Source organism: Burkholderia sp. AU44665, assembly GCF_030504405.1.
In the GTDB taxonomy this organism is placed as follows: Bacteria; Pseudomonadota; Gammaproteobacteria; order Burkholderiales; family Burkholderiaceae; genus Burkholderia; species Burkholderia semiarida.
In genome coordinates, this window is record NZ_JAUJRI010000007.1 from 324,985 (window position 1) to 351,557 (window position 26,573).

The 26,573-nt window shown below is 67.4% G+C and carries 24 protein-coding genes and 2 pseudogenes; 10 read left to right on the forward strand and 16 right to left on the reverse strand.

Annotation, left to right across the window (positions count from 1 at the left end; translation table 11 throughout):
• Positions 1–55: 55 nt before the first annotated feature.
• Both QZM15_RS17850 and gstA read right to left on the reverse strand, forming a co-directional pair.
• A complete protein-coding gene (locus QZM15_RS17850) occupies positions 56–442 on the reverse strand; it encodes a hypothetical protein (protein ID WP_059579699.1) in 387 nt (128 codons plus the stop codon).
• A gap of 85 nt (positions 443–527) precedes the next feature.
• Entirely contained in the window at positions 528–1,184 is a 657-nt protein-coding gene (gene gstA, locus QZM15_RS17855; RefSeq protein ID WP_060011773.1) for a glutathione transferase GstA, read from the reverse strand.
• 2 nt (positions 1,185–1,186) lie between these two features.
• On the opposite strand from gstA, the pseudogene QZM15_RS17860 reads away from it, so the two are divergent.
• The 4 genes and pseudogenes from QZM15_RS17860 (at position 1,187) to QZM15_RS17875 (ending at position 4,113) form a co-directional block, all read left to right on the forward strand.
• Positions 1,187–1,432 (forward strand): annotated as a pseudogene (locus QZM15_RS17860) (winged helix-turn-helix transcriptional regulator).
• Positions 1,433–1,453: 21 nt separating this feature from the next.
• The gene (locus tag QZM15_RS17865; RefSeq protein WP_060316113.1) at positions 1,454–1,822 is read left to right on the forward strand and encodes a hypothetical protein; all 369 of its coding nucleotides are present in this window, start codon (positions 1,454–1,456) and stop codon (positions 1,820–1,822) included.
• A gap of 40 nt (positions 1,823–1,862) precedes the next feature.
• On the forward strand, positions 1,863–2,726 hold the full coding sequence (locus QZM15_RS17870; RefSeq protein WP_302106921.1) for a hypothetical protein: 864 nt from the start codon (positions 1,863–1,865) through the stop codon (positions 2,724–2,726).
• A gap of 502 nt (positions 2,727–3,228) precedes the next feature.
• Positions 3,229–4,113 (forward strand): helix-turn-helix transcriptional regulator, encoded by an 885-nt coding sequence (locus QZM15_RS17875; RefSeq protein WP_302106922.1) that lies wholly within the window; start codon positions 3,229–3,231, stop codon positions 4,111–4,113.
• Between the two features lie 90 nt (positions 4,114–4,203).
• Here QZM15_RS17875 and tam read toward each other — a convergent pair whose 3' ends face one another.
• Positions 4,204–4,989 carry a trans-aconitate 2-methyltransferase gene (gene tam / locus QZM15_RS17880; RefSeq protein WP_059579686.1) on the reverse strand — a complete coding sequence of 262 codons (786 nt, stop codon included), beginning with the start codon at positions 4,987–4,989 and terminating at the stop codon, positions 4,204–4,206.
• A gap of 138 nt (positions 4,990–5,127) precedes the next feature.
• Here tam and QZM15_RS17885 point away from each other — a divergent pair, with 138 nt between their 5' ends.
• Positions 5,128–6,024 (forward strand): LysR family transcriptional regulator, encoded by an 897-nt coding sequence (locus tag QZM15_RS17885; protein WP_226221708.1) that lies wholly within the window; start codon positions 5,128–5,130, stop codon positions 6,022–6,024.
• A 61-nt stretch (positions 6,025–6,085) separates the two neighbouring features.
• Here the strand turns inward: QZM15_RS17885 and QZM15_RS17890 are convergent, their stop codons facing one another.
• The 3 genes from QZM15_RS17890 to QZM15_RS17900 all read right to left on the reverse strand — a co-directional run bounded on the left by QZM15_RS17890 (position 6,086) and on the right by QZM15_RS17900 (position 8,186).
• Positions 6,086–6,520 (reverse strand): N-acetyltransferase, encoded by a 435-nt coding sequence (locus QZM15_RS17890; RefSeq protein WP_226221710.1) that lies wholly within the window; start codon positions 6,518–6,520, stop codon positions 6,086–6,088.
• Between the two features lie 108 nt (positions 6,521–6,628).
• Positions 6,629–6,832, reverse strand: a complete 204-nt coding sequence (locus QZM15_RS17895; protein WP_059579677.1) for a hypothetical protein — start codon at positions 6,830–6,832, stop codon at positions 6,629–6,631.
• A 34-nt stretch (positions 6,833–6,866) separates the two neighbouring features.
• The gene (locus QZM15_RS17900) at positions 6,867–8,186 is read right to left on the reverse strand and encodes a DUF3422 family protein (protein WP_302106923.1); all 1,320 of its coding nucleotides are present in this window, start codon (positions 8,184–8,186) and stop codon (positions 6,867–6,869) included.
• Between the two features lie 161 nt (positions 8,187–8,347).
• Between QZM15_RS17900 and QZM15_RS17905 the strand changes: the two genes are divergently transcribed.
• Entirely contained in the window at positions 8,348–9,223 is an 876-nt protein-coding gene (locus QZM15_RS17905) for a LysR family transcriptional regulator (protein ID WP_302106924.1), read from the forward strand.
• 27 nt (positions 9,224–9,250) lie between these two features.
• On the opposite strand, the gene QZM15_RS17910 is transcribed toward QZM15_RS17905, so the two are convergent.
• Together QZM15_RS17910 and QZM15_RS17915 are read right to left on the reverse strand one after the other, a co-directional pair.
• Positions 9,251–9,823 carry a hypothetical protein gene (locus QZM15_RS17910; protein ID WP_059579673.1) on the reverse strand — a complete coding sequence of 191 codons (573 nt, stop codon included), beginning with the start codon at positions 9,821–9,823 and terminating at the stop codon, positions 9,251–9,253.
• Between the two features lie 128 nt (positions 9,824–9,951).
• Positions 9,952–10,302, reverse strand: coding sequence for a hypothetical protein (locus QZM15_RS17915; RefSeq protein WP_302106925.1), 351 nt, complete (start codon positions 10,300–10,302; stop codon positions 9,952–9,954).
• A gap of 253 nt (positions 10,303–10,555) precedes the next feature.
• Here QZM15_RS17915 and QZM15_RS17920 point away from each other — a divergent pair, with 253 nt between their 5' ends.
• The 4 genes from QZM15_RS17920 to QZM15_RS17935 all read left to right on the forward strand — a co-directional run bounded on the left by QZM15_RS17920 (position 10,556) and on the right by QZM15_RS17935 (position 13,945).
• On the forward strand, positions 10,556–11,314 hold the full coding sequence (locus tag QZM15_RS17920; RefSeq protein WP_302106926.1) for a hypothetical protein: 759 nt from the start codon (positions 10,556–10,558) through the stop codon (positions 11,312–11,314).
• On the forward strand, positions 11,311–11,664 hold the full coding sequence (locus QZM15_RS17925) for a hypothetical protein (protein ID WP_089465323.1): 354 nt from the start codon (positions 11,311–11,313) through the stop codon (positions 11,662–11,664). The genes QZM15_RS17920 and QZM15_RS17925 overlap by 4 nt, the downstream gene beginning before the upstream one ends.
• Positions 11,665–12,002: 338 nt before the next feature.
• Positions 12,003–12,809, forward strand: coding sequence for an OXA-1043 family class D beta-lactamase (blaOXA, locus tag QZM15_RS17930; RefSeq protein ID WP_302106927.1), 807 nt, complete (start codon positions 12,003–12,005; stop codon positions 12,807–12,809).
• The gene (locus QZM15_RS17935) at positions 12,806–13,945 is read left to right on the forward strand and encodes an acyltransferase (RefSeq protein WP_302106928.1); all 1,140 of its coding nucleotides are present in this window, start codon (positions 12,806–12,808) and stop codon (positions 13,943–13,945) included. The genes blaOXA and QZM15_RS17935 overlap by 4 nt, the downstream gene beginning before the upstream one ends.
• Before the next feature lie 173 nt (positions 13,946–14,118).
• Here QZM15_RS17935 and QZM15_RS17940 read toward each other — a convergent pair whose 3' ends face one another.
• The 8 genes and pseudogenes from QZM15_RS17940 to QZM15_RS17975 form a co-directional block, all read right to left on the reverse strand.
• Positions 14,119–14,709: a class I SAM-dependent methyltransferase gene (locus tag QZM15_RS17940; RefSeq protein WP_226221782.1), complete on the reverse strand. Its 591-nt coding sequence runs from the start codon at positions 14,707–14,709 to the stop codon at positions 14,119–14,121.
• Between the two features lie 499 nt (positions 14,710–15,208).
• Positions 15,209–16,930: a ubiquinone-dependent pyruvate dehydrogenase gene (gene poxB, locus QZM15_RS17945; protein ID WP_302106929.1), complete on the reverse strand. Its 1,722-nt coding sequence runs from the start codon at positions 16,928–16,930 to the stop codon at positions 15,209–15,211.
• Positions 16,931–17,213: 283 nt separating this feature from the next.
• A complete protein-coding gene (locus QZM15_RS17950) occupies positions 17,214–20,219 on the reverse strand; it encodes an ATP-binding protein (RefSeq protein ID WP_302106930.1) in 3,006 nt (1,001 codons plus the stop codon).
• Positions 20,204–20,422: pseudogene (locus QZM15_RS17955) on the reverse strand (transposase); the annotation flags it as partial. The pseudogene QZM15_RS17955 and the gene QZM15_RS17950, both read right to left, overlap by 16 nt.
• 110 nt (positions 20,423–20,532) lie before the next feature.
• Positions 20,533–21,192 carry a response regulator gene (locus QZM15_RS17960; RefSeq protein ID WP_089465317.1) on the reverse strand — a complete coding sequence of 220 codons (660 nt, stop codon included), beginning with the start codon at positions 21,190–21,192 and terminating at the stop codon, positions 20,533–20,535.
• Between the two features lie 351 nt (positions 21,193–21,543).
• Positions 21,544–21,732 carry a hypothetical protein gene (locus tag QZM15_RS17965; RefSeq protein ID WP_081059181.1) on the reverse strand — a complete coding sequence of 63 codons (189 nt, stop codon included), beginning with the start codon at positions 21,730–21,732 and terminating at the stop codon, positions 21,544–21,546.
• Between the two features lie 120 nt (positions 21,733–21,852).
• A complete protein-coding gene (locus QZM15_RS17970) occupies positions 21,853–24,927 on the reverse strand; it encodes an ATP-binding protein (protein ID WP_302106933.1) in 3,075 nt (1,024 codons plus the stop codon).
• A gap of 380 nt (positions 24,928–25,307) precedes the next feature.
• The gene (locus QZM15_RS17975) at positions 25,308–26,333 is read right to left on the reverse strand and encodes a hypothetical protein (protein ID WP_226221724.1); all 1,026 of its coding nucleotides are present in this window, start codon (positions 26,331–26,333) and stop codon (positions 25,308–25,310) included.
• Positions 26,334–26,573: the final 240 nt, after the last annotated feature.

Genomic DNA, 26,573 nt, shown 5'->3' on the forward strand with positions numbered 1-26,573 from the left:
TCCTGCGCACAGGACGAAACCTCACCGCGTGCGCGGTGAACCGGTCAAATCGGGATCAGCTGATGCGTGGCGGGCGCCACAACCCGTTCGGGTCGCGAGCCGGGACGGACTGCGTGTAGTGGAAGACGATCGTGCTGGCGAAGGCAGCGGGACGGCTGACGTCGACGCGGGCGGCCGGGTGGTAGAGACTGCCGAACTGGCATTGGGCCGTCACCTTGCAGGCCATGCCCTTGGCTTTGGCCTTCGCGTGATCGGCGGAGGGCGGCTGCATCGAATCGCAGTTGCTCATGTCGGCGGACATGGCCATGTTCATGCCCGTATCCGCGTCCATCGACATCGTGTGCTGCATCGGACATTCACCGGTCAGGCCGCTGGCTGCCAGCCCAGTGATGGGCAGCACCGCGCACAGCAGCAGCAGGATGAAAGTCCGAAACAGTTTCATGGCGGCGATTATAGCGCGGCCCGTCGCGGCATGGCGCGGCGTCGCGACGAAGAAACGACGCGTTTCCCGCGGCGGCCGCCGCGCGTCATCGCGGCAGGTCGTCCGCCGCCAGCACGGCCTGCACGGCCGGCCGCTCGCGCACCCGCTCGTACCACGCCCGCAGATGCGCATGCCGGCTCAGGTCGATATCCGCGTTGTACACCGAACGCATCCAGCCGGCCTTGCCCCAGCCCGTCAGCGCGAACAGGTACGCATCCGCGACCGTGAACGTGTCGCCGGTGACGAACGTCCTGCCGTCGAGCTGGCGGTCGATCCACGCGAAGCGGCCGTCGAGCTTCTGCCGTACGGGCTCGACGTACTTCCCCGCCTGCACCGCATACAGCAGCGGGATGAAACCCTTGTGGATCTCGGTGCCGAGAAAGTTGAGCCATTCCATCAGCCGGTAGCGCGCGAGCGTGCCGTAAGCGGGCGCGAGCGCGGCTTCCGGGCGCTGGTCCGCGAGGTACTGGGCGATCACCGGCCCTTCGCGCAGCATCGTGCCGTCGTCGAGTTCGAGCAGCGGCACGTAGCCGAGTTCGGTCACGTCGTAGTAATCGCGGCCGTCCTCGACGACATGCTTGCGCGCGTCGACCTTGACGATCTCGGCGTCGAATCCGCCTTCGCGCAGCACGATGCAAATCGCCTGCGAACAGCTGCCGGGAGCGTGATAGAGCTTCGTGCGTTTCCTTCGTGGGTTGTCCATGTATCGATTCGCCGCGACGCGGGCGCTAATATCTCGCATCGGCACGGCACCGGGAAGACGCGAGCCTCGTGCGGCGCACCGTCTATCCGGAAGTGCCGGTGCGCGTCGAGTACGATCTCACCGCGGACGGCGACCGGCTGCGGCCGGTGGTCGACGTGATGCGCGAACTCGGGCTGTGGCTGAAGGCGCGCGACGCGCACGCCGACGCCCCGGCCGCAATCGAGCCGAAGGCGCATGCCCCCCGCTAACCCCACGCAGGAACCACGCTCATGGAACTTCACGCTACCGTCGGCGCGGCCACGTCCGACCTCGACGACGACGAAAGCTTCGCCAACATCTACTGTCACGACGCGGATCAGGACTATTGCTTCGCGCTGTCGCGCTTTCCGGACGACACGCTGATCGAAGTGATGGTGCGCGACCAGCTCAACCTGCGCGTCAAGGATCTGTCGGTGCGGCTGACCGACGACACGATCGACGTCGAGATCGAACCGGGCGTCGCCGCGCGTCTCGACGGCCACACGCGCTACGTGATCCATCTCGCGCCCGGTCAGTACGATCCGGTCACGCTGCGCGCCGCGTTGAATGAAATCTTCGTCGGCAAGGACGGCTATCGCGACGACAGCACGCGTGGTTGATCGGTCGCCTGCACGCTCTTCCTCGCCACGACAACCGCCCATGACACGATTTCCGCGATTCCACCCGCTTGCCCGTGTCGCCGCGCTGCTGTTCGCCACGTGTGCGTCGATCGCACCCGCCGCGCACGCCGCCCGACCGCTGCTCGAGTTCAAGATCGACGATGCCGTCACGGCACGCGTCGAGCGCACCGACGGCGCGCACGTCACGGTCCGCTTCCTGCCAAGCGGAACGACCCAGACGCTGGCCGTCACCGCCGCCGACGAGGAAGGCCGCTACCACCTCGCGACCGACGACTACAACTTCGACGGCCATCGCGATCTCGCTATGCGCGCGCTGCTCGGCATGGTCAACGAGAACTACGGCATCTACCTGTACGCCCCCGCGCGCCAGCGGTTCGAACCGCTGAAGATGCCGGCGGGCAACGGGCCGCACGGCAATTGCGACGACCTGATCAACGTCCAAGCGAAGCCGAAAACGCGCACGCTGTACAGCTCGTGCCGCGGCGGCCCGATCTGGTACACCGATGCGTACCGCTTCGACGGCAACGGCAAGATGTATCTGTATCAAACCAGCGAAGCGATCCCCGACGATCTGCGCGATCTGCTCGACGGCGACTCGGGCCCGTCGTCGATGCTGCTCACCTACGACGAGCACGGCAGGCGCGTGTCGCGCCGCCCGCAGGATCATGATGGCGGCACGGTCACGTTCAAGGTGCGGCCGGCGCGCCTGCCGCTGCACGTCGCGATGGCCGACGCACCCACGCGCCGCTATGTCGTCGCGGGCGACACGGTGGAGGTGATCGACGCGAGCGACGATTTCCGGTGGTTGAAGGTGCGGTATCGCAATCCGCAAGCCGGCGCCGTGCAGGGCTGGGTCAGTGCGAAGGAGGCGATGGGAAACTGAGGCACGATGCGGTGCTCCCCCGCCGCCACATATCGAGCGCTGAACATCCCATTAACGGGATGCCTGCCCAAATGTCACGCACGCCGCGCCACGGCTCCAACGTTCGCTCCAACGCCATTCGATCCGGCCGCCTCGTTCGCGCGCGCCGGCCGGCGCATAGAACACAGGAGACGACCGTGGCCCACCTGCATCGCCGCGATGGCGCTCGCGGGCAGCCATCGTACGGGCTGCTCGTCGGCGAGGTGGCACGCATCGACGCGTAGCCGCGCAAGAAAAAAGGTGGAGATGCAGTGACTCGTTTACACTGCCCCGGTATGCCCTCTTCGGGGTGACGCGCGACGTTTTACGGGACGAACGGCAAGCGCTAGAATCCAGCCGCGTCAAGGGCGTGCTCCCGCGGATGACGGGCGGGCGGTCGGCCCCGCCGAGGGCCGGCCCGACACCTGTTTTTTTCGTATCAGGGGAACGCGGGTCATGGGCGGAACAGGCCCTTCGGAACCGCATGCTGCTCAACGTGAATTCCTTCCACCGCGACAACGACCGCTTCAACGTGTCGTTCAAGGCATTGGGCGAGCTGATCGAGACGGTCGGCACGCCGCACTTCGTGCCGCGCCTCACGCAACTGCTGAACGATATCGTGCCGCTCGACGTCGCACACGTCGAACGCTCGCGCGTCGACGGCGCGATGCCCACCGGCTACCGTTGCGAATGGATCGGCAGCAGCGGCATCGGCGCCGCGTCCACCGGCGTCTCCGACGTGATGACGCTCTACTACGAGCGCTTTCTCGACGCCGACCCGCTGTTCGCGGGGCTGCGCGGCAAGACGGGCACGATGCTCGTCGTGCGCGACGTCGCGGCGATCCCGCCCGGCGAATTCCGCCAGCGGCTGTTCGACGACGTGCATATCGGGCACGAATGCGTGCTCGCACGCGGCACGCGCTATTCGCAGCATTCGATCGCGCTGGAGCGCGGCCGCGACCGCCCGCCGTTCACGCTCGCCGAGATGAACCGCTTCCGCAGCATCAGCGACATGCTGTTCCCGCTGCTCGAACTGCATGCGTCGACCACCGCCGCGCGGCGCATCGCGCACGCGACGCCCGACGTCCATCCGCTCGCGCAATTCGATGCGCGGCTCGCGGCCGACGGCGTGAAGCTGTCGAAGCGCGAATACGAAACCTGCAAGCACCTGCTCTCCGGCAAGACCGTGCCGGAAACCGCCGGGATTCTCGGCGTGCGGGTCGCGTCGGCCGAGTCTTACGTGAAGCGTGCTTTCGCGAAGCTCGGCGTACGCACGAAGCGCGAACTCGCCGCGTGGGGTTCGGCCACCGCCGCGCGCCCCGCCGCCGAAGCGCGCGACGGCGGCGCGCCGCCGGCCATCTTGCGCTGACCTGCGCCACCGCGTCGGCGTCCCGGCATCGCTGCAGGCGGTGCGCTGACGCACGGCCATCGGTCTAATCGATGCCGCGTCGTTGCCACGTTACTTGCGCGTCGCCACGATGAACAGGCGCGGAAACGGCAGCAGCACCGTGCCGTCGCCTTGCGCCGGATAACCGTCCGGTCCGGCCAGCGCGTCGCGATAGCGCGCGACGAACGCGCGCTGTTCGGACGCGTCGAGCGCCGCGAGGAACGGCCGCAGCGCACTGCCCTTGAACCATTCGACGACCGCATCCGCGCCGCCGCGCAGCGGGTGGTAATAGGTCGTACGCCACACGTCCACGCGCGAGCACAGCGGCGCGAGCAGCGCATGGTAATAACGCGCATCGAACCGCTCGGTGCGCGCCGCGCCTTTCAGCTTGTCGGCCCACGGCCCGGCCGCCGCGACTTCGCGCATCAGCCGGTGCGCGGGTTCGTCGAGATTGTCGGGCATCTGCACCGCGAGGTGGCCGCCTCGCGCGAGCCGGCCGACGAGCATCGGGAACAGCGCGTCGTGCGCGGGCACCCATTGCAGCACCGCGTTCGACAGGATCAGGTCATAGCCGCCCGGATCGTCCCAGGTGGAAACATCGGCCACGTCGAAACGCAGCGCCGGCAGGCGCTTGCGCGCGGCCGCGATCATGTCCGCCGACGCATCGATCCCGTGGATCGTCGCGTCCGGCGCGCGCGCGATCAGCGCTTCCGTCGAATTGCCGGGCCCACAGCCGATATCGATCGCCGTATGGATCGGTGTGTTCGGCACGGCGGCCAGCAGGTCGCGCACCGGCCGTGTCCGTTCGTCCTCGAACTGCACGTACTGATTCGCGTATTGATCGAGCGGGGTCGTCACGATAGATCTCCTTGTCGGCATGAGCGGCCGCCGCGCATCCGCGCGGGGGAAGCGGCTGGCCATCGGTCCAGCGCATTCTGCGACTGCCGCCGGCCTTCAGTAAAATGAATTTAATATCGTGATTGATTCAAAATTCTGATGAAAATCGATACGCTCGGTGTCCAGGCTTTCGTCGCGATCGCCGACGGCGGCAGCTTCAGGCAGGCTGCCGATACGCTCCATGTCACGCAAACGGCGATCACGCAGCGGCTGCGCAAGCTCGAGGCGTATCTCGGCGTCGCGCTGGTCGAACGCACGACGCGCCGCACCACGCTGACCGAAATCGGCCGGCGTTTCCTGCCGCAGGCGCGCCGGCTGCTGAACGAGCTCTCCGATGCGCTGACCGAAATCCGCGAGACGGGCCTGAGCCAGCGCGGCGACGTCACGATCGCGTGCGTGCCGACGGTCGGCGTTCAGTACCTGCCGCGCATCCTGCGCGCGTTCTCCGGGCACCGGCCGCACGATCGCGTGAAGATTCTCGATCACGCATCGGCGTCGGTGCTGCAGGCCGTGCTGCGGCGCGAGGCGGAATTCGGCATCAGCATCGCCGGCGACCAGCACCCGGAACTCGTCAGCGTGCCGCTCACGCATGACCCTTACGTACTCGTGTGCCGCGACGATCATCCGCTCGCGAAGCGGCGGCGCATCCGCTGGGCGGCGCTGCAGCCGCATCCGCTGATCTTCGCCGGCGAAGTGAGCGGCAATCGCGGGCTGCTCGAAGGCGCGCTGAAAACGAGCGGCGTGTCGCTGCATTCGTTCTACGAGGTGCAGCGTAGTTCGACGGCGCTCGGGCTCGTCGCGGAAGGGCTCGGCGCGGCCGTCGTACCGAAGCTCGCGATCCAGAAGAATGCGTATCCGATGGTCCGCACGATCGAGCTCATCGAGCCGTCGGTGTCGCGCACGCTCGTGCTCGTCACGCGGCGAAGCGCGCAACTGTCGCCCGCGGCGCGGGCGCTGTACGACATGATCGTCGAGCGTGCGACGCCCGGGCGGTGATTCGCGAGCCGTGCGGGGCGACCGGCGCGTCGCGAGATGTCAGGAAGCGGCCCGTTGCCGCTCACAGCACCTTGACCATGAACACCCGCGCCGCGCCTTCCGGCTCGCACGGCACTTCGCCGAACGTCTCGTAACCGTGCTTCCGGTAGAAGTCCGGCGCCTGGAACGAGATCGTGTACAGCACCGCACGCGCGCAACCGCGCCGCTTCGCCTCCGCTTCCGCCTCGCGCAGCAGCCGGCTGCCGAAGCCACCGCCGCGCAGCGATTCGGGTAAATAGAACAAATCGATGAAGAACAGGCCCAGCGACGTCCGGCCGGTGAGGCCGCCCAATACGTCGCCGGTCGCGGGATCGGTCACGTAGACGTCGAGCGCGGCCGTATCGGTGCGCCCCGTCATCGCGTGGTTGAATTCGCCGAGCTTGCGGCTGATGAAGTCCCGGGCGGCCGGCTGCTCGGTGTCGGTCAGTTGAAGGGTGACGTCGGGATGGGCTGTCATGGAAGCGAACGCGTACGTGAATAGGCCGCCGGCTGCGCAGCACACGCGGCGGATATCGCACGACTATAGCGCGTCAGGTCACAACGATCGCGGCGAACGAAACGCGCGTCAGTTGTACCCGAGAATCGCCACCGCCGCGACCTCCGGCCGGTCGAGCGTATTCCCGACGAGCGACGTCATCGGTTCCTGCAGCACGGCCTGATACGACGTCACGCGCATTTCTTCCGGCATACCCGCGTCATCCGCGGCCGGCTCGTCGAACGCGGCATCGAAACCGCTATAGAACGCCGCTTGCTTCTGCGAAAAAGTCATCTCCACTCCTTTGCCTTGATAGGTCGTTGATGTTTTAGCTGGCCCGCTTCGACGCCGCCGCGCGCACGGATTCCCCGTCATGCGCCGCCTCGGACCGCGCAAGCTGTGCCCGCGTGCGTCGCGTGATGTGGATCACCGCGAACACGACCGGCGCGATCAGCAGCCCTTCCGCCAGTTCGGGATCGACCGGCAGGTTCATCACATGCAGCGCCTTGAACGCCGCCGTCGCGAGCGACAACACGTAGTACGAAATGGCGGCCACCGACAGCCCTTCGACCGCGTGCTGCAAATGAAGCTGGTTGCGCGCGGTGCGCTCCATGCCGGCCAGCAGGCGCGTGACGTCCTTTTCCTGAGCGAGATTCACGCGTGTGCGCAGCAGGTCGACCGCACGCGCGATTCGCGCGGCGATCTGCTCGTGGCGCGCCCACACGCTGCGGCACGTTTCCATCGCCGGCGCAAAGCGCCGCTCCATGAATTCGGCGATCGTCGGCATCCCTTCGATACGCTCCTCGCGCAACTCCTGGATGCGCGCCAGCACGAGCTTTTCGTATGCGCGCGACGCGCTGAAGCGCGCCCCCGATCCCGATAACGATTCGACCCGCACCGCGAGATGCGTGAGCCTGACGAGCAGCGCCGCGTCGTCGCCGTCGGCGCCGCTCGCGTCCATCCGCTGCATCAACGCATGCAGCGCCGCATGGATCTCGTCGAGCTCGCGGCTCATCCGGCGCGCGACGGGCAACGCGAGCAGCGCCATCATCCGGTAGGTTTCGATTTCGTACAGGCGCTGCAGCAGGCGGCCGCCCTGCTCCTCGCGGAAATCCTCGTCGACGACGAGAAAGCGCATGAAGCCGTCGTCGCGTACGTGCCAGTCGCAGAACACCTTGCCGCCGCCGAGCACGTGGCTGCCGACGAGCGCGGGCCCGTCGATCCAGCGCCGCAGGTCGCCGCACACACGCTGCGCGGCATCGCCCGACAGCAGTTCCATCCGCACCGCGACGAAGCGGATGCCCGCCAGCCGCGCGAACCACGCAGCCGGAATGCCGGTGATCGCGAGATCGTCGAAATAGCCGGCGTCGCGACGCGGCGCGACGAACGTGAAGGTCGAGAATTCGGTGTGGCGCTCCCACTTCAGGTGCCAGCCGCACGGCGACTGCACCGCGTGGTGCGTCGCGCCTTCGTGCGGCGCGTCGATGCCCGTGTCGCGGCACAGCGCGTGCAGCAGCGTTTCGTGGATGTCGGCCTGGCCGTCCGCATAGATCGCGTAATGCGTGAGCGATACGGCTTCGGCGAGCCGCAGGAACGGCCGCGCATGCAATTCCGCGGCCAGTGCGGCGCGCAACGGATGGTCCATCATCGATTCACCACGCTTCCCTGTTCGGTCCCGCACGCCGGATCGTCCGGCCCGAGCGCCGCGCCTCGTCGGGCGAAGCGCCAGCGTGATCGCACTATGGCAGACACACAGCAACAATAAAAACGCATAATGCTGATCGTTACGTTCAGTTTTCCTGATACCCCATGAAGATGCTCGATCACGACGTGCTGGCCACCGTCGTCGCCGTCGCGGAAACCGGCAACATGACCCGCGCGGCCGAGGCCGTGAACCGCTCGCAGTCGGCCGTGAGCATGCAGATCAAGAGCCTGGAGGACGCGATCGGCCGGCCGCTGTTCGTGCGCAAGCCGCGCAGCATCGTGCTGACGCGCGAAGGCGAGGTGCTGCTGGGATTCGCCAGACGAATGCTGGCGCTGCGTGACGAGGCATGGGCGGCCGTGGTGCGGCCGGAAGTGACCGGCAAGGTCGTGATCGGCGTGCCGGACGACTATGCGTCGTCGCTGCTGCCATCGGTGCTGAAGAAATTCTCCGCGACCTACCCGAAGGTCGAGATTCAGGTGATGGGGCTGCCGAGCAGCGCCCTCGCGCCGCTGATCAAGGAGGGCACCGTCGATCTCGTGTGCGGGACGCGCATCAAGGGGCTGTCGGGCGATTTCATCCGCCACGAGCCGATGGCGTGGGCCGCGATGACGAACGGGCCGCGCGTGTGGGAGGAGCGGCCGCTGCCGATCGCGGTGTTCATGCCGGGCAGCGTCGCGCGCGAGAACGCCATCCGCAGCCTCGAACGCGCGAAAGTGCCGTACCGCACGTCGTATGAAAGCCCGAGCCTGCTCGGGCTGCTCAGCATGGTCGAAGCCGGCCTCGCGGTCGCACCGCTCGCGCGCTGCGCGATTCCCGCGCAACTGTCGATGCTCGGCCGCTCGCACGGGCTGCCCGATCTGCCGCCGCTCGAGCTGATCCTCGCGCGCAGCACCAAGTCGAAACGGCCGCCGTGCGACTTCCTCGCGGAACAGTTGATGGAAGACCTGCAACGGCAGACCGGGCAGACCAGCGACGCCTGAGCCCGCCGGCGCTCGCTCGCCGCGGGCTCACCCGTGGCCCGTCGCGCCATGTCCGGCCGCGCGCAACGCCGCGTTGACGATGCCGGCCACCGTGTCCACTAGCGCTTCGAGCGTGTCGCCGTGCACGTGCCGCCCTGCCGGCGGAACATGCTCGCCGCGCCGGCCGCCCCACTGCGAGCCGGCCGTGACCGACAGCGTCGCGCTGAACCGCTGGCCGTGTCGCCGGCCGAAGATGCCGATGCGCCGCTCGGCTACATAAGCCTGTTCGGGAAGAAACAACCGGATCTCGACCGCGACTTGATCGGGGTCGGCCGCATTCGCATCCCCGTCCGCATCGAACGCCGGTGCGAGTGACTTGACGATGCGGAACGTCACGTGGGAATCCCACGCGGCGAGCGGCCCGCCGGCCGCATCGACGCGTTCGGCGTCGACCGACCACTGATGGCGATCGGGCACGCGAATCGCCTGGCGCAGCAGCACGTCCGCCGCGCGAACCGTCACCATCAATTGCCGGGCAAGCTGCCTGCCCGACGGCAACGCCGCGGCGTGCGCGCGGCGGGCGGCCGGGCGCGCGATACGCACTTCTTCCGTAAGGTACATGGGCCCTCCCTGTTCAGGGGTAGCGCCGCGTTCGACGCAGCGCACAAACGGCCGCCGTGGCCGGCCGGCGGACAGCACGCCGGCCGGCGAATCGGCGGCGGATTAACCGAGCAATCGGCGTTCCCGGCTCAGCGGGCGGCGGGCGGAACGCGCAAGCGGCGCGCGACCGGCCCGATCACCGCGTCGACTTGCTGCGCGATCAGCGTGTGCAGCGTGAAATCCAGGTCTTCCGGTGCGATGTCGACGTGCACGTGGATCACGTTGCGCACGGCGCGCGCGCTGACGACATACACACCGAGCGGGGAGTGCAGCAACCCGGCGAGCCGGGCGTGCGCGGCCTCGGCGGAGTCGGCCGTCAGCGTGACGGGCAGTTGCAGGCGCGGGCGCGGCGGCGGAAACGGTGCGACGTCGTCGGGTGCGCCGGCGCGTAACCGTCGGCTGGCGACATCGAGCGCGGGAAAGGGATGAATGAAGGTCATGGCGCGGACGGAAGCCGTCCCGGCTGTTCGACACGTCCCCAGCTTAGAAGCGACCGTATAAAAGCCGTGCAAAAAAACGGGGCGGTCGTGCAAAAAACGGCATGCCGCGCGACGGACGGATCCTGCTGTTTTACGAGCCGAGCTGCCGCGTGGCGCTGCCGACGTTCGACAGGGGCAAGGCGGATACGACGGGCAATCGAGTCGACATCCGATCGGCCGTTTGGCGGACTCGGCCCGCCGGGGGCGCGGCGATATGCTGGGCGCTTTCCACTCGTCGCCCGCAGCCATGACCGTTCAGCGTGTCGATCTCAGTCACGTCCTGCCATACGAGACGATGTACTTCGACGATCGGCTCACGGTCGATCGAAACGATCTGGATATCGCCGCGTGCCTCGGCGTGGACGGCGACGTGCCGGACGAACTGCTGGTTTCGCTGTGTGGTGCGCCTGCCGGGTCGGACGTTCAGGTGTATCTCGATAGCACGAATCGACTGACGTTCTCCGTGACGCATCCAGGACTCATCCGATCCGAGAACCGCGTATCCGTGCTTCAAACCCACGAAGCGTCCATACTGGAACTTGGGATCATCGATCTCGTCGATAACGCTGTCGTCGGGCTCGGCGCGGCGATGCTGTGGCGAATCGTCAGGGCATGTGATAGGTTGAAGATCGCGCGGATCAGCGCATTCGCAATAGGCGGCCGCAAAGCACCACCCGAACCCGGCGGGCCTCGGCTCTGCGGATATTACGCGTGGCCGCGGTTTGGTTTCGATGCGCCCATTCCCGGCACGCATGGCGACGAGGCTGCACTGTTCCAGTACTTCCAGGGATATCCGGTCGGCTTGGCCGACGGATCGCTTCGGTCTCTGCATGCGCTTTACGCGACGCGATCCGGACGAGACTTCTGGCGGGCGGCCGGATCGCATCGCGTGATGACATTCAACGTTGCGCCTCATGGCGCGTCAGTACTGGCACTGCAACGATACCTGATCGAAAAAGGGATATACGGATGACTCGGAAACACCGTCCAATTGCCGGCTTTCGGATCGTGAAGCCCACGGCCGGACGCGGTCGCGCGCCGAACACCCATCTTCCCATTCGCTTCTCGCAGTTCAAGCAGTTCATCGACGCGCTCATCACGCACGAACGTCATGACGGACACTCGCAGGCGTCAAATACGGCTACCGTCGCGCCCGATACACTGCCGGCCCTCCACTCGCCCGCGCCACCGCAACGAAAAGTCTTCGACGTGGGGCCGATCGACCGATCGAAGAGCACGCTGAGCGTCATCTCGATAGCCGACGCCGAAGCGCGTTGCCGCCGCGAAACGCTCCTGCACTTCGGGTTGGATCCGGACCTGTAACGCGTCGCAAGCCCCGGGCAGCCGCCTCCCCCTGCCACCACGCGACAACCGCGCCGGTCCGCGCGAGGTGGCTTTGTCCGCCCGCAGGCACAGGACGGCCGCGAGCCTTTCATCGGCGTGACAATGCGTGTGATCGACACGAGCCGCTGGACCCGGCGAGCGTCGCCATGCGCGCCCCGTCAACCATGACAGGTCGACAGCCGGCGATCCGCCGATACACTGTGACCCACCCCGACGGCCTCGATCGCGCTCACCCATGCCGGCCGTCGGCTTCGATTGCGCACGGCCCTCCCGCTTCCCGCCCGCGCACCTTCCGCACGCTTTCCAAGGAGTTGCACTTGAAGCCCTGGCGCCATGCGCTGTTCGCCTTCGCCGGCCTCGCGGCCGCCGCGCCGTCTCACGCCCATCCCGTTTGCACCGTCGTCGCCGACGCCGACACCGGCACGGTGCTCGTGCAGCAGGGCGACTGCACGACCCGCGTGACGCCGGCATCGACGTTCAAGGTCGCAATCGGCCTGATGGGCTTCGACGCCGGCGTGCTGAAGGACGAGCACACGCCCACGCTCCACTTCCACACCGGCTACCCCGACTGGGGCGGTGCGCCGTGGCGCGAGCCAACCGACCCGGCACGCTGGATGAAACTGTCGATCTTCTGGTATTCGCAGCAGGTCGCGCAGGCGCTCGGGCAGGCACGCTTCCAGCAGTACACGAGCGAGTTCGGCTATGGCAACGCCGACGTCACCAGCAACGACGGCGAACGCCCCGGCGTGATGGGCGCGTGGGTCAATTCGTCGCTACGCATCTCGCCGCTCGAACAAGTCGCGTTCATGCGCGGGATCGCGCGACGGACGCTGCCCGTCAGCGCGCACGCGTACGACATGACCGCACGCATCACGCTGATCGACACGCAGCCGGGCGGCTGGACGGTGCACGGCAAGACCGGCACCGGCTCGCCGGGTATCAAGTACGACGCCGCGCACGCATACGGCTGGTTTGTCGGCTGGGCGACGAAGGGTGCGCGCACGCTGGTGTTCGCGAACCTGATCCAGGACGACGAGCGGCAGACGCCGAACGCCGGCCTGCGCTCGCGCGACACGTTCCTCGCGGCGCTGCCGACGCTGGCCGAACCGGCCCGGCCGCAATGAGCACCGCCCCCCGCAACGCCCGCATCGACCTGCTGCGCGGCGTCTCGATCCTGCTCGTCCTGCTGCATCACTTCAACATCGCGTATCCGCTGCGCGACACCGCGCTCGCGCGCGTGCTCGGCTGGGACACGATCCATGCGATCGCGCGCAACGGCAACTACGGCGTGACGATGTTCTTCACGATCTCGGGCTACCTGATCACGTCGAACGCGCGCCGCCGCTGGGGCGGCCTCGGCGCGCTCGACGTGCGCGCGTTCTACGTGTCACGGGTCGCCCGGATCGTCCCATGCCTGCTTCTGCTGCTCGCGCTCGTCAACGGTCTCGCGGCGGCCGGCGTGCCGATCTTCACGAACCATGCGCCGCAGGGCATCGCCGTGTCGTACTGGCTCGTGAATCTGGCGTCGCTCACGTTCTGGATGAACGTGCTGATCGGCGCGTACGGATGGGTCAATTACGCGCTCGGCGTGCTGTGGTCGCTGTCGGTCGAAGAGGTGTTCTATCTGTCGTTCCCGCTGCTGTGCATCGCGCTGCGCCGCGACACGCGGTTGTTCGCGTTCTGGCTGCTGATTGCCGCGATCGGTCCCGTGTACCGCTACACGCACCAGGGTGACGAAGGCGGCTTCCTGTACGCGTACTTCGCATGCTTCGACGGCATCGCGATCGGCTGCTGCACCGCGCTGCTGGCCGCACGCGCGCGATGGCAGAAGCTTGCGGCCGCGCCCGTGCAATGGCTCGCCGCCGCACTGATGACCGCGCTCTATCTCGCGTGGCCGATCGCCGAAAGCCATGTGTTCGGCGTGTCCGCCATGGCGCTCGGCACGGCCATACTGCTGATCGGCGCGCATGCGGAACCTACATCGGCTCACGGCCGCACGCTCGCGCCGCTGCGCTGGAGCGGCCGGCTCAGCTATGAGCTGTATCTGTTCCACCTGATCGTGCTCGGCGCGCTGCGCACGTTCTGGCCGCCGTCTGCCACGCATGGCGACGGCAAGCTGGCGCTGCTCGTCGCCTATCTGGCGCTGTCGGCCGGCGTGAGCGCGGTCATCGCACACGGCTACGCGACGCCGCTCGATCGCTTCATCAAGCGGGTCGCGTCGCGGCCCGGGGTCCAGGTGACGGACAGCGCGCGTGTCTAGCGCGTGACCGTATCGCCGGTATCGCCGACACGACACCGGCGACCTGATCGCAAGCATTGCTCACGACGCGTCGACCCATCCAGAAGCAAGAACCGGATATGACGGCACGATGAATGAAAACTGGAAGAATCGGTATGGCCGCTGCAAGGATGCGGCGCCACGCCGCGGCCAGCTCAGCCGGCGTATTCGGCGGCGGCGCAGCGCACGGTGACGATGCGTGCCGGCGGAAGATTGGCCCAGACGATCCGGCTGTCGCACGCGACGAATCCCGGATCGCCGAGCGGATGACGGCCGGGCGGGCGCAGATCGTATGTGAACTGAATCATCACGCCGTCGGCCGACAGCGCGCGTTGACATTGACCGAGGATCGCCGCCACGTCCTCACGCGGCAGCGTGCGCAGCGGCAGGCACGATACGATCGCGTCGACCGTGGCGCCCGGCGGCAGCAGCCGCTCGAGCTGCCGCGCGTCGCCCGACACGATCGAGATGCCGGGAAAGCGGCGCCGCAGATGCTGCACGAACGCCGGCGAGCGTTCGACCACGATGAGGCGCCGTGGCGCGACGCCGCGTTCGAGCAGCGCCGCGGTGACTGCGCCAGTGCCGCCGCCGAGCTCGACGACCAGCCCGTCGCCGCCCGGCACCGCGTCGGCCATCTCGCGCGCCAGATGCCGCGAACTCGGGCACAACGCGCCCACCGAGGCCGGCCGGCCAGCCCACTCGCGCACGAACAGTGCCGAGACACGCCACGCGTTCGGCCACGTCATAGGCGCGCCTCCAGCGCTTGTGCGGTCAGCGGCGGCGTGCCGACGACTGCGCGGAACAGGGTTACGGCGACACGGGCAAGGTTCATGTGCATCCTCCTGGCGAATCGGTCCGCCGCAGGACGCGCGACGGTCAATCGATTCTAGGAAACGCAAACTTAAGGCGACGTGAAGATTGACCCTGATTCGCGTGACCCATTCGTGCCCGACCACCCGCCCGTTCCACGCGCGGCGATCGACGCGCCGCGGCAAGCGCGCGGCGCAACGCTCGCCGACGATCCATACCTGATGCCGCGTCGTCTCTCGATCGCGGCGAGATCGTCGGCCCGCGACCTCGTGGTGACGGCCGAAATGGGGTCTGGACAATGATGCGGAGTGCCATTCGCCCGCGCCCCACCCGCCGATGGCGTCGACGGTGGTCTTCGATGCCATGTGCGAGCAGGCGGCACTGCCGGCGCTGTGCACCGCGCGCCATGCTGATTGCACGACGCGCAGCACACCGTCACCGCAAGTTGGTTCTCGCGAGTTCGACGATCTCGTCGCCGCGCCCGCTGAGGATCGCGCGCAGCATGAACAGGCTGAAGCCCTTCGCATGCGCGAGCTCGATCTTCGGCGGCATCGCGAGCTCGTACTTCGACGTGACGACGTCGACCACCGCCGGCCCGTCATGCGCGAATGCCGTACGCAACGCGTGCTCGACGTTCTCCGAATGCTCGACGCGCACGCTGAAAATGCCGGCGCCTTTCGCGATCGCCGCGAAGTCGGTCGGGCTCAGGTCGACGTTCGTGTCGAGATAGCCGGCCGCCTTCAACTCCATCGACACGAAGCCGAGCAGGCTGTTGTTGTACACGACGATCTTGATCGGCAGCTTGAGCTGGCGGGCGCTCAGCAGATCGCCGAGCAGCATCGACAGCCCGCCGTCGCCCGACAGCGACACGACCTGCCGCCCCGGATGCGCGCCCTGCGCGCCGAGCGCCTGCGGCATCGCATTCGCCATCGACCCGTGGTTGAACGAGCCGTGCAGTTGCCGCTTGCCGTTCATCGTCAGGTAGCGCGCCGCCCACAGCGTCGGCGTGCCGACGTCGGCCGTGAAGATCGCATCGTCGGCCGCGACTTCGTCGATGATCTTCGTCAGGTACTGCGGATGAATCGCGCGGCCCGGCGGCTCGGCCACCGCGAGATCGTCGAGCCCCTTGCGCGCGGCCGCATAGTGCTTCAGCGCATTCTCGAGGAAGTGCCGCTGCGTCTTGCGCGTCAAGCGCGGCAGCAACGCCGCGATCGTCTCCTTCACCGTGCCGACGAGCCCCAGCGCGAGCGGCGCGCGGTGGCCGAGCTGCGAGCCTTTCCAGTCGATCTGCACGACCTTCGCGTTCGCCGGATAGAACGGCCGGTACGGGAAATCCGTGCCGAGCATCAGCAGCGTGTCGCACGATTCCATCGCGTGATACCCGGAGCTGAAACCGATCAGCCCCGTCATCCCGACGTCGAACGGGTTGTCCCATTCGACGAATTGCTTGCCGCGCAGCGCATGCACGACCGGCGCGCCGAGCGTGTCGGCCAGCGCGACCACTTCGTCGTGCGCGCCCTGCGTGCCGCTGCCGCACAGCAGCGTGACGGCGTCGGACCCGTTGAGCAGCGCCGCGAGCCGGTCGAGATCGGCATCGGCCGGCACGATGGACGGCGGCGCCGACTCGCTCCAGACAGGCGCCTCGTCGGGGCCGTCGCCGAGCGCGATGTCGCCCGGCAGCACGATCACCGCGACGCCGCGTTCCTCGATCGCGGTGCGCATCGCCCGCGCCAGCACGCGCGGAAACTGCGACGCGTTCGTCACGAGTTCGGCGAAGTGGCTGCACTCGCGAAACAGATCCTGCGGATGGGTTTCCTGGAAATAGCCGAGGCCGATCTCGGTCGACGGGATGTGCGCGGCGATCGCGAGCACCGGCTGGTGATTGCGGTGGCAGTCGTACAGGCCGTTGATCAGGTGCAGGTTGCCGGGGCCGCAGCTGCCCGCGCAAACGGCGAGCCGCCCGGTCGACGCGGCATCCGCGCCGGCCGCGAACGCCGCGCTTTCCTCGTGCCGCGTATGCATCCAGCGAATCGAGCCGATCTGGCTCAGGCTGAACGACAGGCCGTTCAGGCTGTCGCCCGTCACGCCCCAGATGCGCTCGACGCCCGCTGCCGCCAGCGTCTTCGCCAGGTATTCCGCCATCGTCTGTCTTGCCATGATGCCCTCACAGTTAGGTTATCGCGATATGCGGCATCTGCCCCGCATGGGCGCATGATAGTCAAGGACGCAAACTGACGTCTGATCGGTGCAATCGCGGCCCGTTGCGCGCGGAACACCCGCGCGAAACCGGCCGTCACGCCGCGCGACAGCGGCAACGCGTGCGTGGACAGGATCTCCGCGAGCACCATGAACGCGCATCCGCTCGGCGGGCTCGGCTTCATCGGTTTCGCGGAAAAAATGCGGGCGCAGGAGGCTGCAGCCCGGCGCGGCGCCATGCGGTTCAGATGCCGGCCAATCTCGCCAGCGCGGCCTCCATCGCCGCGCGTATCTCCGGCCATTCCCGCTTGAGCGCGTCGAGACCGCCCGCAGCCAGCATGCGCTCGCCTTTCGCGCATGCTTCGCTCGACTCCGCATCGCCGGCCAGTGCGAAACCGCCTCGCATCGAATGCAGTTCGCCGCGAAGGCATGCGACGTCCCCGTGCAGCAACGCGGCATCGATCGTCGCCAGCGAGTGCAGCGTCGAGGCACGCAATTTTTCGCGTATCTCGTCCGTCATGGGCGGCACCGGCCGGGCGGCACGATCGGCCTGATGCGACGCCGCCGCGCCGCGTCCTCCGTGGCGCCGCAACACCGCGCCGAGCGCATCGATCGACAGCGGCTTGAGCACGACCTCCGCGACGCCGGTCTGCGCGCAGCGCCGCCGATCCTCCTCGGTCGCATGCGCGGTCATCGCGATCACCGGCACCTTCGCCCCCTGCTCGCGCAGGAAGTTCGCGAGCGCGAAGCCATCGAGTTCCGGCATGCCGAGATCGGTCAGCACCACGTCGAACGGATGCGCGAAGAACGCGCGCATCGCCTCGACACCGTTCGCGACGAGCATGGCGTCGCAATGCAGCACATCGAGCTGATCGCGCAGCAGCGCGCGGCTCGCCGGATGATCCTCCGCAACGAGCACGCGCAGCGGAGTCTCGCCCGCCGCGTATGCCGGCAACGACGATGCGGCGGAATCCGTCTCGTCGAACTCGGCGCGCCATCCGGACGGGGCGTCGCGCAACGGCAGCGACACGATGAACGTCGCGCCCTGGCCCGGCCGGGTCTCGACCGCCAGGTCGCCATGCATCAGCCGCGCCAGGCGCCGGCACAACGGCAGGCCGAGCCCCGTGCCGCCGAAGCGCCGGTAGATCGACGCATCGGTCTGGACATACACGTCGAACAACGTCGGCAGACTCTCTGGCGCGATACCGATACCGGTGTCGCGTACCACCACCTCGACGCCATGCGCTCGACCGTCGGCGCCCGTCGGGCGCGCCTCGATCGTCACGCTGCCGCGCTCGGTGAACTTGATTGCGTTGCTGACGAGATTCGACACGATCTGACGCAGGCGAGTGGGGTCGCCGACATAACCGTCGGCCAGTCGCGGATCGATCCTGCATTCGAGCGCGAGGTGCCGGGCGGCGGCGAGCGGACGGAAAATCGCCGCGACGTCGCGCACAACCGCACGCAAATCGAACGGCACGGCCTCCAGCACCATCTGGTTCGATTCGACCTTCGACAGATCGAGCACGTCGTTGATCACGCGCAGCAACGCATCCGACGACGACATCACCGTCTGCAGGCGTCGCCGCTCGTCGGCCGGCAACGGCGCGCGCTCCATCAACTCCAGATTGCCGACGATCGCGTTCAGCGGCGTGCGGATCTCGTGGCTCATCGTCGCGAGGAACGTCGACTTCGCCTTGTTCGCATCGTCCGCCGCCTGCCGGGCCTCGCGCAGCATGCCCTCCATCTGCTTGTGCGCGGTGATGTCGGTCAGCGTACAGAGCAACACATCGACGCCGCGATAGCGCGTACGGACGATGTGCGCGGCGAGAAAGGCCGTCCCGTCGCCGGCGAGACCGACCGGCAATTCGTGCGTGACGACACGTGGCGTCCGCCCACCCGCCATACTGTCGTGATAGGCCTGCCAGATGCGCTTGCCGAGCGGCGGCTCGGTTCGGGTGTCGTCAAATGCCTGCGCGGCCTCGTTGCGCACCATGGTGTCGCCGTTGGCGAGCGACAGCAGCATGAGCCCGGCCGGCGCCGTGCGAATCAGCGTGCGGTTCAGCGCCTCGCTTTCGATCAGCCGGATTGCACGACGGTTCATCGGGCGCAGCGCGCGTCGGTCGAACATCACGATCGCGAACCACACCATGCCGATCGCCAGCACCGCGAGACCGATCGCGATTCCGAGGCGGGCAGCCACGTCGTCGAACAGGCTGCGCCACGAGATGGTCGCGATCAACGCCGCGCGGAACCCCGCCATCTGGTCGCCGATGACGATATTCATGCCGACGCGATGGAGCGCCGCCCTTTCATCGCGCGCCCCTTGCGCAAAGTCGAGTGCGCGGGCAGTCAGCGCCGGATCCGCTTCGCGCCCCGTCAGGACATGCGCGCCCGGGGCGACCAGCGCGTAATCCTTGCCGACGGACGACGAACGCAGAAAATCGTCGATCGCAGGTCGCGTGACAAGGGCAAACCAGGCGATCGGCTTGCCCTGCGCGTCGCGTACTGCCTGCACGAACCGCAGCACCGAACGCCCGACGAGCGGGTCTTGTCGCCGGTCCAGCAGGATCTTCCGGTAATCCGATTCGGCCGCCGCCGATATGAACTCGGGCGGCGGCTGCAACTGCCGGATCAATGCCTTGATGTCGAAGCCCGCGGGCAGCGCCAGCACCTGCTTGACCAACGGATACCCGGCGACAATGACGAAATTGCCTTCCGGATCGATCAGATATCCGCCCATGCCCGGATCGCCGGGCTGTTGTGCCGGCATGGTGCCCGTGACCTCGCTCTGCGCGAGCAGCCTGCCCAGCCACGGAGCATAGGCCTTTGCCGACTGCGATGACGAAGCGACCGCGAACGCGGCAAAGGCCACCCGCCCCGCCTCGCCAACGACGACCAGCCTGCCGCGATCGTCGGCGAAGCGCCCGAGCGTATCGGGCGCCACGGCCGTGCGGTTCCTGGCGATCAACTCGATGTTCTCGACATAGCGGTTCTGCAGCGCCCTGACCACCTCCATCTCCGTGAGCAGGTCGGCCTTGCGCACCAGAAACTCCGAACGGTACTGCGTAAGCGATTCCTGCAGGTCGAGTCGCACGACAAGTGCCGCGCAAACCAGCACGAACACCGTGATCGCCACACCGCTTCCGTACAGCAGCCATTGCTGCTGGCGTCGCACGCGCCCGGGCTCGAACGGCTTGCGGCCTGGCGCGGTAGCGTGCGCAATCAGCGCTTTCAGTTTGGTGGGCATAAGAGACGCTGGCAGAATGATTTTTGAAGTTGCCGCCAGCAGAGGATGCAAGCGGCGATTTTCATGAACGCCTCGCGTATGGCAGCGAGGCGTTCGAACCGGATACGCAAGCGCCTGGAGTTGCGCAGCCATGCGAAGGGGCGCTCGACGCCCCAGCGGGTTTGTCCGAGGCCACTGCCGTGCGGCTCACGTCGACGGGCGATCTGCGCAGCGATACTTTTGTTGGATTTTCCAGGTGTCGTGGAAGTCGCGTCGGCGCCGGTGCAGCCGCCCGCGCCGCCCGGGTCACGGTTACCGCCCGCCGGTTGCTAGTCTACGCATCGGTCGCAGGCATGTCGGGCAGATGGCCCTCGCTTGCATAGCGGATCAGATCCGCGTCGCGGACGATGCCGAGCTTCTTCATCGCGCTCGACTTTTGCGAGCTGATCGTCTGCTTGCTCCGGTGAAGCTGAATGGCGATCTCGCCGACCGTCATGCCGGCCCCGTAAAGCCGCACGACCTCGATTTCGCGGGCCGTCAGCGCACGCGTGCCCGTCGATTTCTCGGTGCCCTCGAGCAACTGCTTGACGAATGGCGACAGATAGTTCGCGCCGACATAGGCCGCGTGAACCGCGCCGACCAGATGCGAAATCGCATCGGACTTGCTGAGGATGCACCCCACGCCCTGCCGCTGGATCGCATGCAGCACACTGGGATTGTCGATCATCGTGATCGTCACGAGATGAAGCGCGGGATAGCGGCGCTGCAGAAACGACAACAACGTGAGGCCGTCGCCATACTTGCCGCCCGGCATCACGTAATCGACGACGAGCACGTCGCTCTGCTGCTCGTCGAGCATCGCCACCAGATCGGTCGAATTCGAGACAGTGCCGAGCAGCTTGATCGTGCTGCTGCCCGCGAGTGCCTGCGACATCCCGAGTGCGGACGACGGATGATCGTCCGCCACCATCACTCGCACAAAAAATTCATCCATCTTTATTCTTCTCCCGATACACGCGGCCCGACGTGCCATGTTGCGCGACGCGCCGGGATTCGAATCGATCTCGCAACGGTTGGATTGCGACGTTCAGCGAACCGGGCGGTGCGCAGCGTAATTTTAAGATAATAGACGGGTTCGGCGTCGCCGCCGAGAATCGGGACGCGCGGCGCTTCCGCTGGTCCGCGCCCCGTCGAGCTTCGACGCCACCGCCGACGCGCCGGCCGCCGGCTGGAACACGGCGCCGCGACGGCACGCACGTTCGACAATCGGACGCCCACGCACACCCGATCGACGGCCCCCACACCGTCGATCCATCCCGTCCCGCAAAGCGCCTTGGGCCGTTGCCTAACGCCTGGCCACGGTCTTGTCCGGTTCATCCATCCTGTCGTCCGCAGCATGCTGCCACTCAGTGATCGCCCGCCGCTTCTGCGACGGCGACATCATCATGAACTCGTTCAGCCTCGTGAGGAAATCCCGTCTGGATTTCTCCGGTAGCGTCGCGAATCCAAGCAACAGCCCGAACACCTTCCCCATATAGCGCACGGCCTTCGCCCTCCTTGTTCAATCGAAATCACGCGGCATCCGGGCGATGCCGCGTGTCTGCCTTGCCAGTTTGGACACGGGCGTTCTACGCCGCAGTCGTATCGTTCATTTTTATCGTCCCGGCCAGTGCGCCACCGCAGTCACGACTGCGCTCGACGCCGGCCGTTCGTCCGCGGCGGCGGCGGGAAACCGTATTCCGCGCTGTCGTGCGATACGGGCCAGGCTGCGACGCAGGTCGGCCAGCGTCACCGGCTTGGTCAATACGCTGTCGATGTTCGACGCCGCGTAACGACGCGCGTCCTCGGGCGTCAAATGCGATGCGACCGCGACCATGTCGCAAGGCAACGCGCGCGCATGGACGGCTTCCGCGAGTTCGCATGCCGACATGTCGGGCAGGTCGGCGCCGAGCAGCAACACGTCCCACGCACCGCTCGCGAGCGTGTCGAGCGCGGCGCCGCCGGACGACACGCACCGGACCGCGCAACCGAGCACCTCGAGCTGCTCGCGGAAAATCGACCCGTTGACCGACGCGTCGTCGGCAACCAGCACGCGAGGCACACGCGCGCCGGAAGTTCCCGCTGGCCGATCGTCACTCCCCTCCCGCGCCGGCGGCCGCCGCTGCTCGGCCGTCGCGACGCGCGCCTGCTCGATCGCCGTGTACAACCCGTTCAACGAATAGCTCGACACGCGGATCGTGCGGCCCGCGACGTTCGGCTGCAGCGGGCCGTCCGGTGTCGCGAGTACGACCGGCGTACCGCCGCCGAGACTGTCGAGCTCGTCGCGCCGCCACTGCTCCGAATCGCCGAAGAGTACGATCGCGTGAGCACGCTCGAGGCACCCGGCGGCAATCCCGATCGGACTCGGATGCATCGCGACATCGAAACCCCATGCACGCAGATGCGGAAAGGCGAACGCGCGCCACGCGTCGTCGGGCGACACGACGATCAGTGTCCGGCGCTCGCCTGTCACCGCCCGGGATTTCGGCGCAATCTCCATGCGCAACGGCAATCGAACGGTAAACAGGCTGCCGACGCCCGGCGCGCTGTCGACCGAAATCGTCCCGCCCATCGCCGCGACGAGCCGATCGCACAGCGCGAGGCCGAGCCCCGTGCCGCCATAGCGCCGGGTGATCGACGCGTCGACCTGGGAAAACGGCTTGAAAAGTCTGGCCCGCTGCGCGGGATCGATGCCGATGCCCGTGTCCTCGATGCCGATCGCGAGTTCCGGTACGCCGCCCGTGCCTCGCCCCGCCACCACACGGGCGACGACGCGGCCTTCGCGGGTGAACTTGATCGCGTTGCCCAACAGGTTGCCGACCACCTGCGCGAGCCGCGTCGGATCGCCGCGCATGCGCTGCGCGCCGCTCGCGTCGATGTCGGCGAACAGCGGCAATCCCTTCGCCTTCGCGACGGAGGAAAATGCCGCCAGTTCGCGCTCGATCACCGCGATCACGTCGAACTCGATCGACTCGACCGACATCGCGCCGGCCTCGATCTTCGAGAAATCGAGGATATCGCTGACGATCGCGAGGAGGCCCTCCGCCGATGCGCGCAACGTCTGCACGCGGCTCTGCTGCGATGCATCGAGCGCCGTGCGCTCGAGCAATTCGAGGTTGCCGAGGATCACGTTGAGCGGGGTCCGGATCTCGTGGCTCGTCGCGGCGAGAAACGACGACTTGGCGGCATTCGCCGAATCGGCCGCGCGCACGGCTTCCTCGAGCTGATGCACGAGCCGGCGCTGGGCACTCGTGTCGGCGAAGGACGCGATCATCACGTCCTCGCCCTGATAGCGCGCGCCGTGCGCGATGACCTCCAGATGCAGCGGCGCGGCGCCGGATGCGTCGAGCACGAGCTCGGTCGTCATCGTTCGGCCGGCGCCTTCGTCCGCGACGAACCCCTCGTATTGCGCGAGGACCTGCGCCGCCAGCGCCTGTGCATCGCCGCCGTACGGCACGAGCATCTGCGCCAGCACGTCGCTCGCCAGTATCACGCGGCGATCGGATCGTGACACGAGCCCGATGCCGACGGGCGCCATTCCGATCACGCTGCGGCACAGATCCTCGCTGTCGAACACGCGTGCCGAACGCGCGTAGACGGGCACGAGCACGCGCCGGTAGAAGCGCACCAGCAGCAGCCACATCACCGCGATCGCCAGCAGCGACGTCGCGACGAGCGCCCCGGCCTGCACGCCGATCGCGGCCGCGACATCGGCCAGCGACAGCGCATAGGCGATCGTCCAGCCGGTTGCGGCGAGCGGGCCGCGGAAGACGATCGTGCCGTCGCGGAACATCGCCTCGGCCGGCGCCGCGTACTCGTGCGCGACGTCCAGCGCGAGCAGGCGCGCGTCGAGCGCCTGCGTGCGCTCGACCCCGGGATCGATCGTGATGAGCCGGTTGTCCGCGGTCGTGATGAAGAACACGCCCGCCGCGTGGCGATCCTGCAGCCACGACAGCAGATATTCAGGCGCGTACTCCGTCACGAGCACCGCGAACGGCTGGCCGTCGGCGCGCGCCTGCGCGGCGATCCGGATGCGGGCCTGCCCCGTCACCGGGTTGACGTAGGGCGGCAACCAATGCACGCGCGGCCGCCCGTCCGCGCCGACTTCGGGCGTGGGTGTGAAATCGATGCGCAACGCGTCGAGCACATGCGCGCGCGCCTCGGCCGTGGCCAGCGCCGGGTTGTCGCCCGACAGGTGCGGCACCAGACCGAACAGCCCCGTGCGCGTGCTGTAGTGGTAACCCTCCAAGGTGCGTCCGCGATTGAGCGAACTCGCCGCGCAGATACGCGACAGCATGAACGACAGCGCGAGGTAGCGCGCCACCTCGTCGCGCCGCGTCGTCTGGCCCGGCACGCCGACCACCAGCGACGGATACGGCTTGATCGCGAGTTTCTGGCCGTCGGCGAAGAATGCGTCGACGACGGACGCCGGCGCCGCATCGAGCTCTTGCCAGATCAGCTGCGTATTCGCGACGCCGTTGCGGAACGACGTCTCGCTCACCTGGATCTCGTCACCGGTTTCCTCGACGCCGTTCAGGAAATTGCGCCGCTCGCCGTCCAGATAGCCGTATACGATCGACACGATCCCGAGCCCGCAGGCGACGAGAATCAGGATCGTCACGACAATGGCGCCGCCGAACATCGAAATGCTCTGATAGCGGCGAATGGACTGAAGCGTGCTGTACGGCATGGCCTGGCGCGACGGCACGTCGGGTTCGGCGGTGAGCGGATGCTCGGCCCGGACGGACGTCACGATGGAATGAAAGGGATGGAGTTGTCCCGATCATGCCAAACGACTCGGGGGAAATCAGTCGAGTCAGGCCGATTTAGTACTCGTCTGAATAATTTGAATAATTGTTTTGGACTTGACCGAGTCTTTGGCGCGACATTTCGACCGATCCGGGCCGCGGCGTCACGCGGAGAACGGCAAAGCGCGGCGTATGCAGAAACGAAATACCGCCGGCAAGCCGGCGGCAAAAGATGCGCCCACGCATCGCGTGTCGCACCTGAGGCACTCGATGAGGCGCGCGCGGATCATTCTCGAATGAACGCCCCGCGCGGCGCGCCCGCTCAGTTCTGCGTGAGCGGATTCAGCGTCGTGCACAGGAAGCCCGTGCAGTTCTTCGGCGCGAAATAGAACGACGCCATCACGGGCGGCACGGTGGTGCCGAGCGCGATGTCGCTCAGATACGCCGAGCCCTGCGCGCCGAACGTGTTCGCCTGCTGCACGAAGTTCGCGCCGGTCGACTGGATCGCGGCCGACTGGTACGTGAAGGTCGGCGACTGCGTCTGGTCCTTCACGTAGACCCACGAGATCGCCGTGCCGAACGCCATCGCGCCCTTCGCGCGGTAGCCTTTCGCGCCTTCGCTGTTGGCCTGCGCGATGAAGTCGCCGACCGTCGACGTCGGCGCCAGCGCGTCGTACGTATAGGTTGCGTTCGACGCGTTGTTCTTCATGTAGACGTTCGCCTGCACGGCCCCGACCATCAGCGGGCCGACGAACCAGTACCCCGACTGGCCCTGGCCGTTCGCCTGTGTGAGGAACGCGTTCGCATCGGCCGGCAGCCCGGTCGTCGTGTACGTGTAGGTGGCCGACGAGCCACCGTCCTTGCGATAGAGATCGCCGTACGTGAGCGGCCCTTCGTAGCGGTAGCCGCTCGCCCCTTGCGCGTTGGCCGTATTGACGAAGGACGTCATGTCGGCCGGCGCCGTCTGCAACTGATACGTGTAGGTCTGCGCGGTGCCGTCATTCACGAAGATCGACTGCGTGCCGCCATTGCCCGCAGCGTAGAAGTAGTCGCCCAGATAACGATAGCCCTTCGCGCCTTCGTTGTTGACCAGCGTCAGGAAACTGGCCCGATCGGCCGCGACAGGCTGCGCCTCGTAGCGCCAGGTCAGCGTGCCGCCGCCCGAGCCGCCCGAGCCGCCCGAGCCGCCGTTGCCGCCGGAACCCGCGCCGCCCGTCCCGCCGCTGCCGCCGCTGCCGCCGTTGTTGGTCGTCCCCGAACCGCCGGACGACGCGGGAGATGAATTGTCGTCGCCGCCGCAAGCGGTCAGCGCGAGGCAAGTCAATGCGATCAGTGCAACGGCTTTCATCGGAATCACCTTTCCAACGAGCAGGACGAACGACGCCCGTACGCGCGGCTCACACCGCACGCACCGACCATCACGAATCAGGAATCAGGAATCAGGAATCAGGAATCGGGGCTCGACAAGCGGCCGGCGGCATCCCGCCGGCCCCGTCGGCGTCAGTTGACCTGAAGCTGGCCACCGCGGCCCAGCCCGCCCTTCACGTCCTGCGCCTTGTAGCTGCGCAGCGCGACGACCATCTTGTTC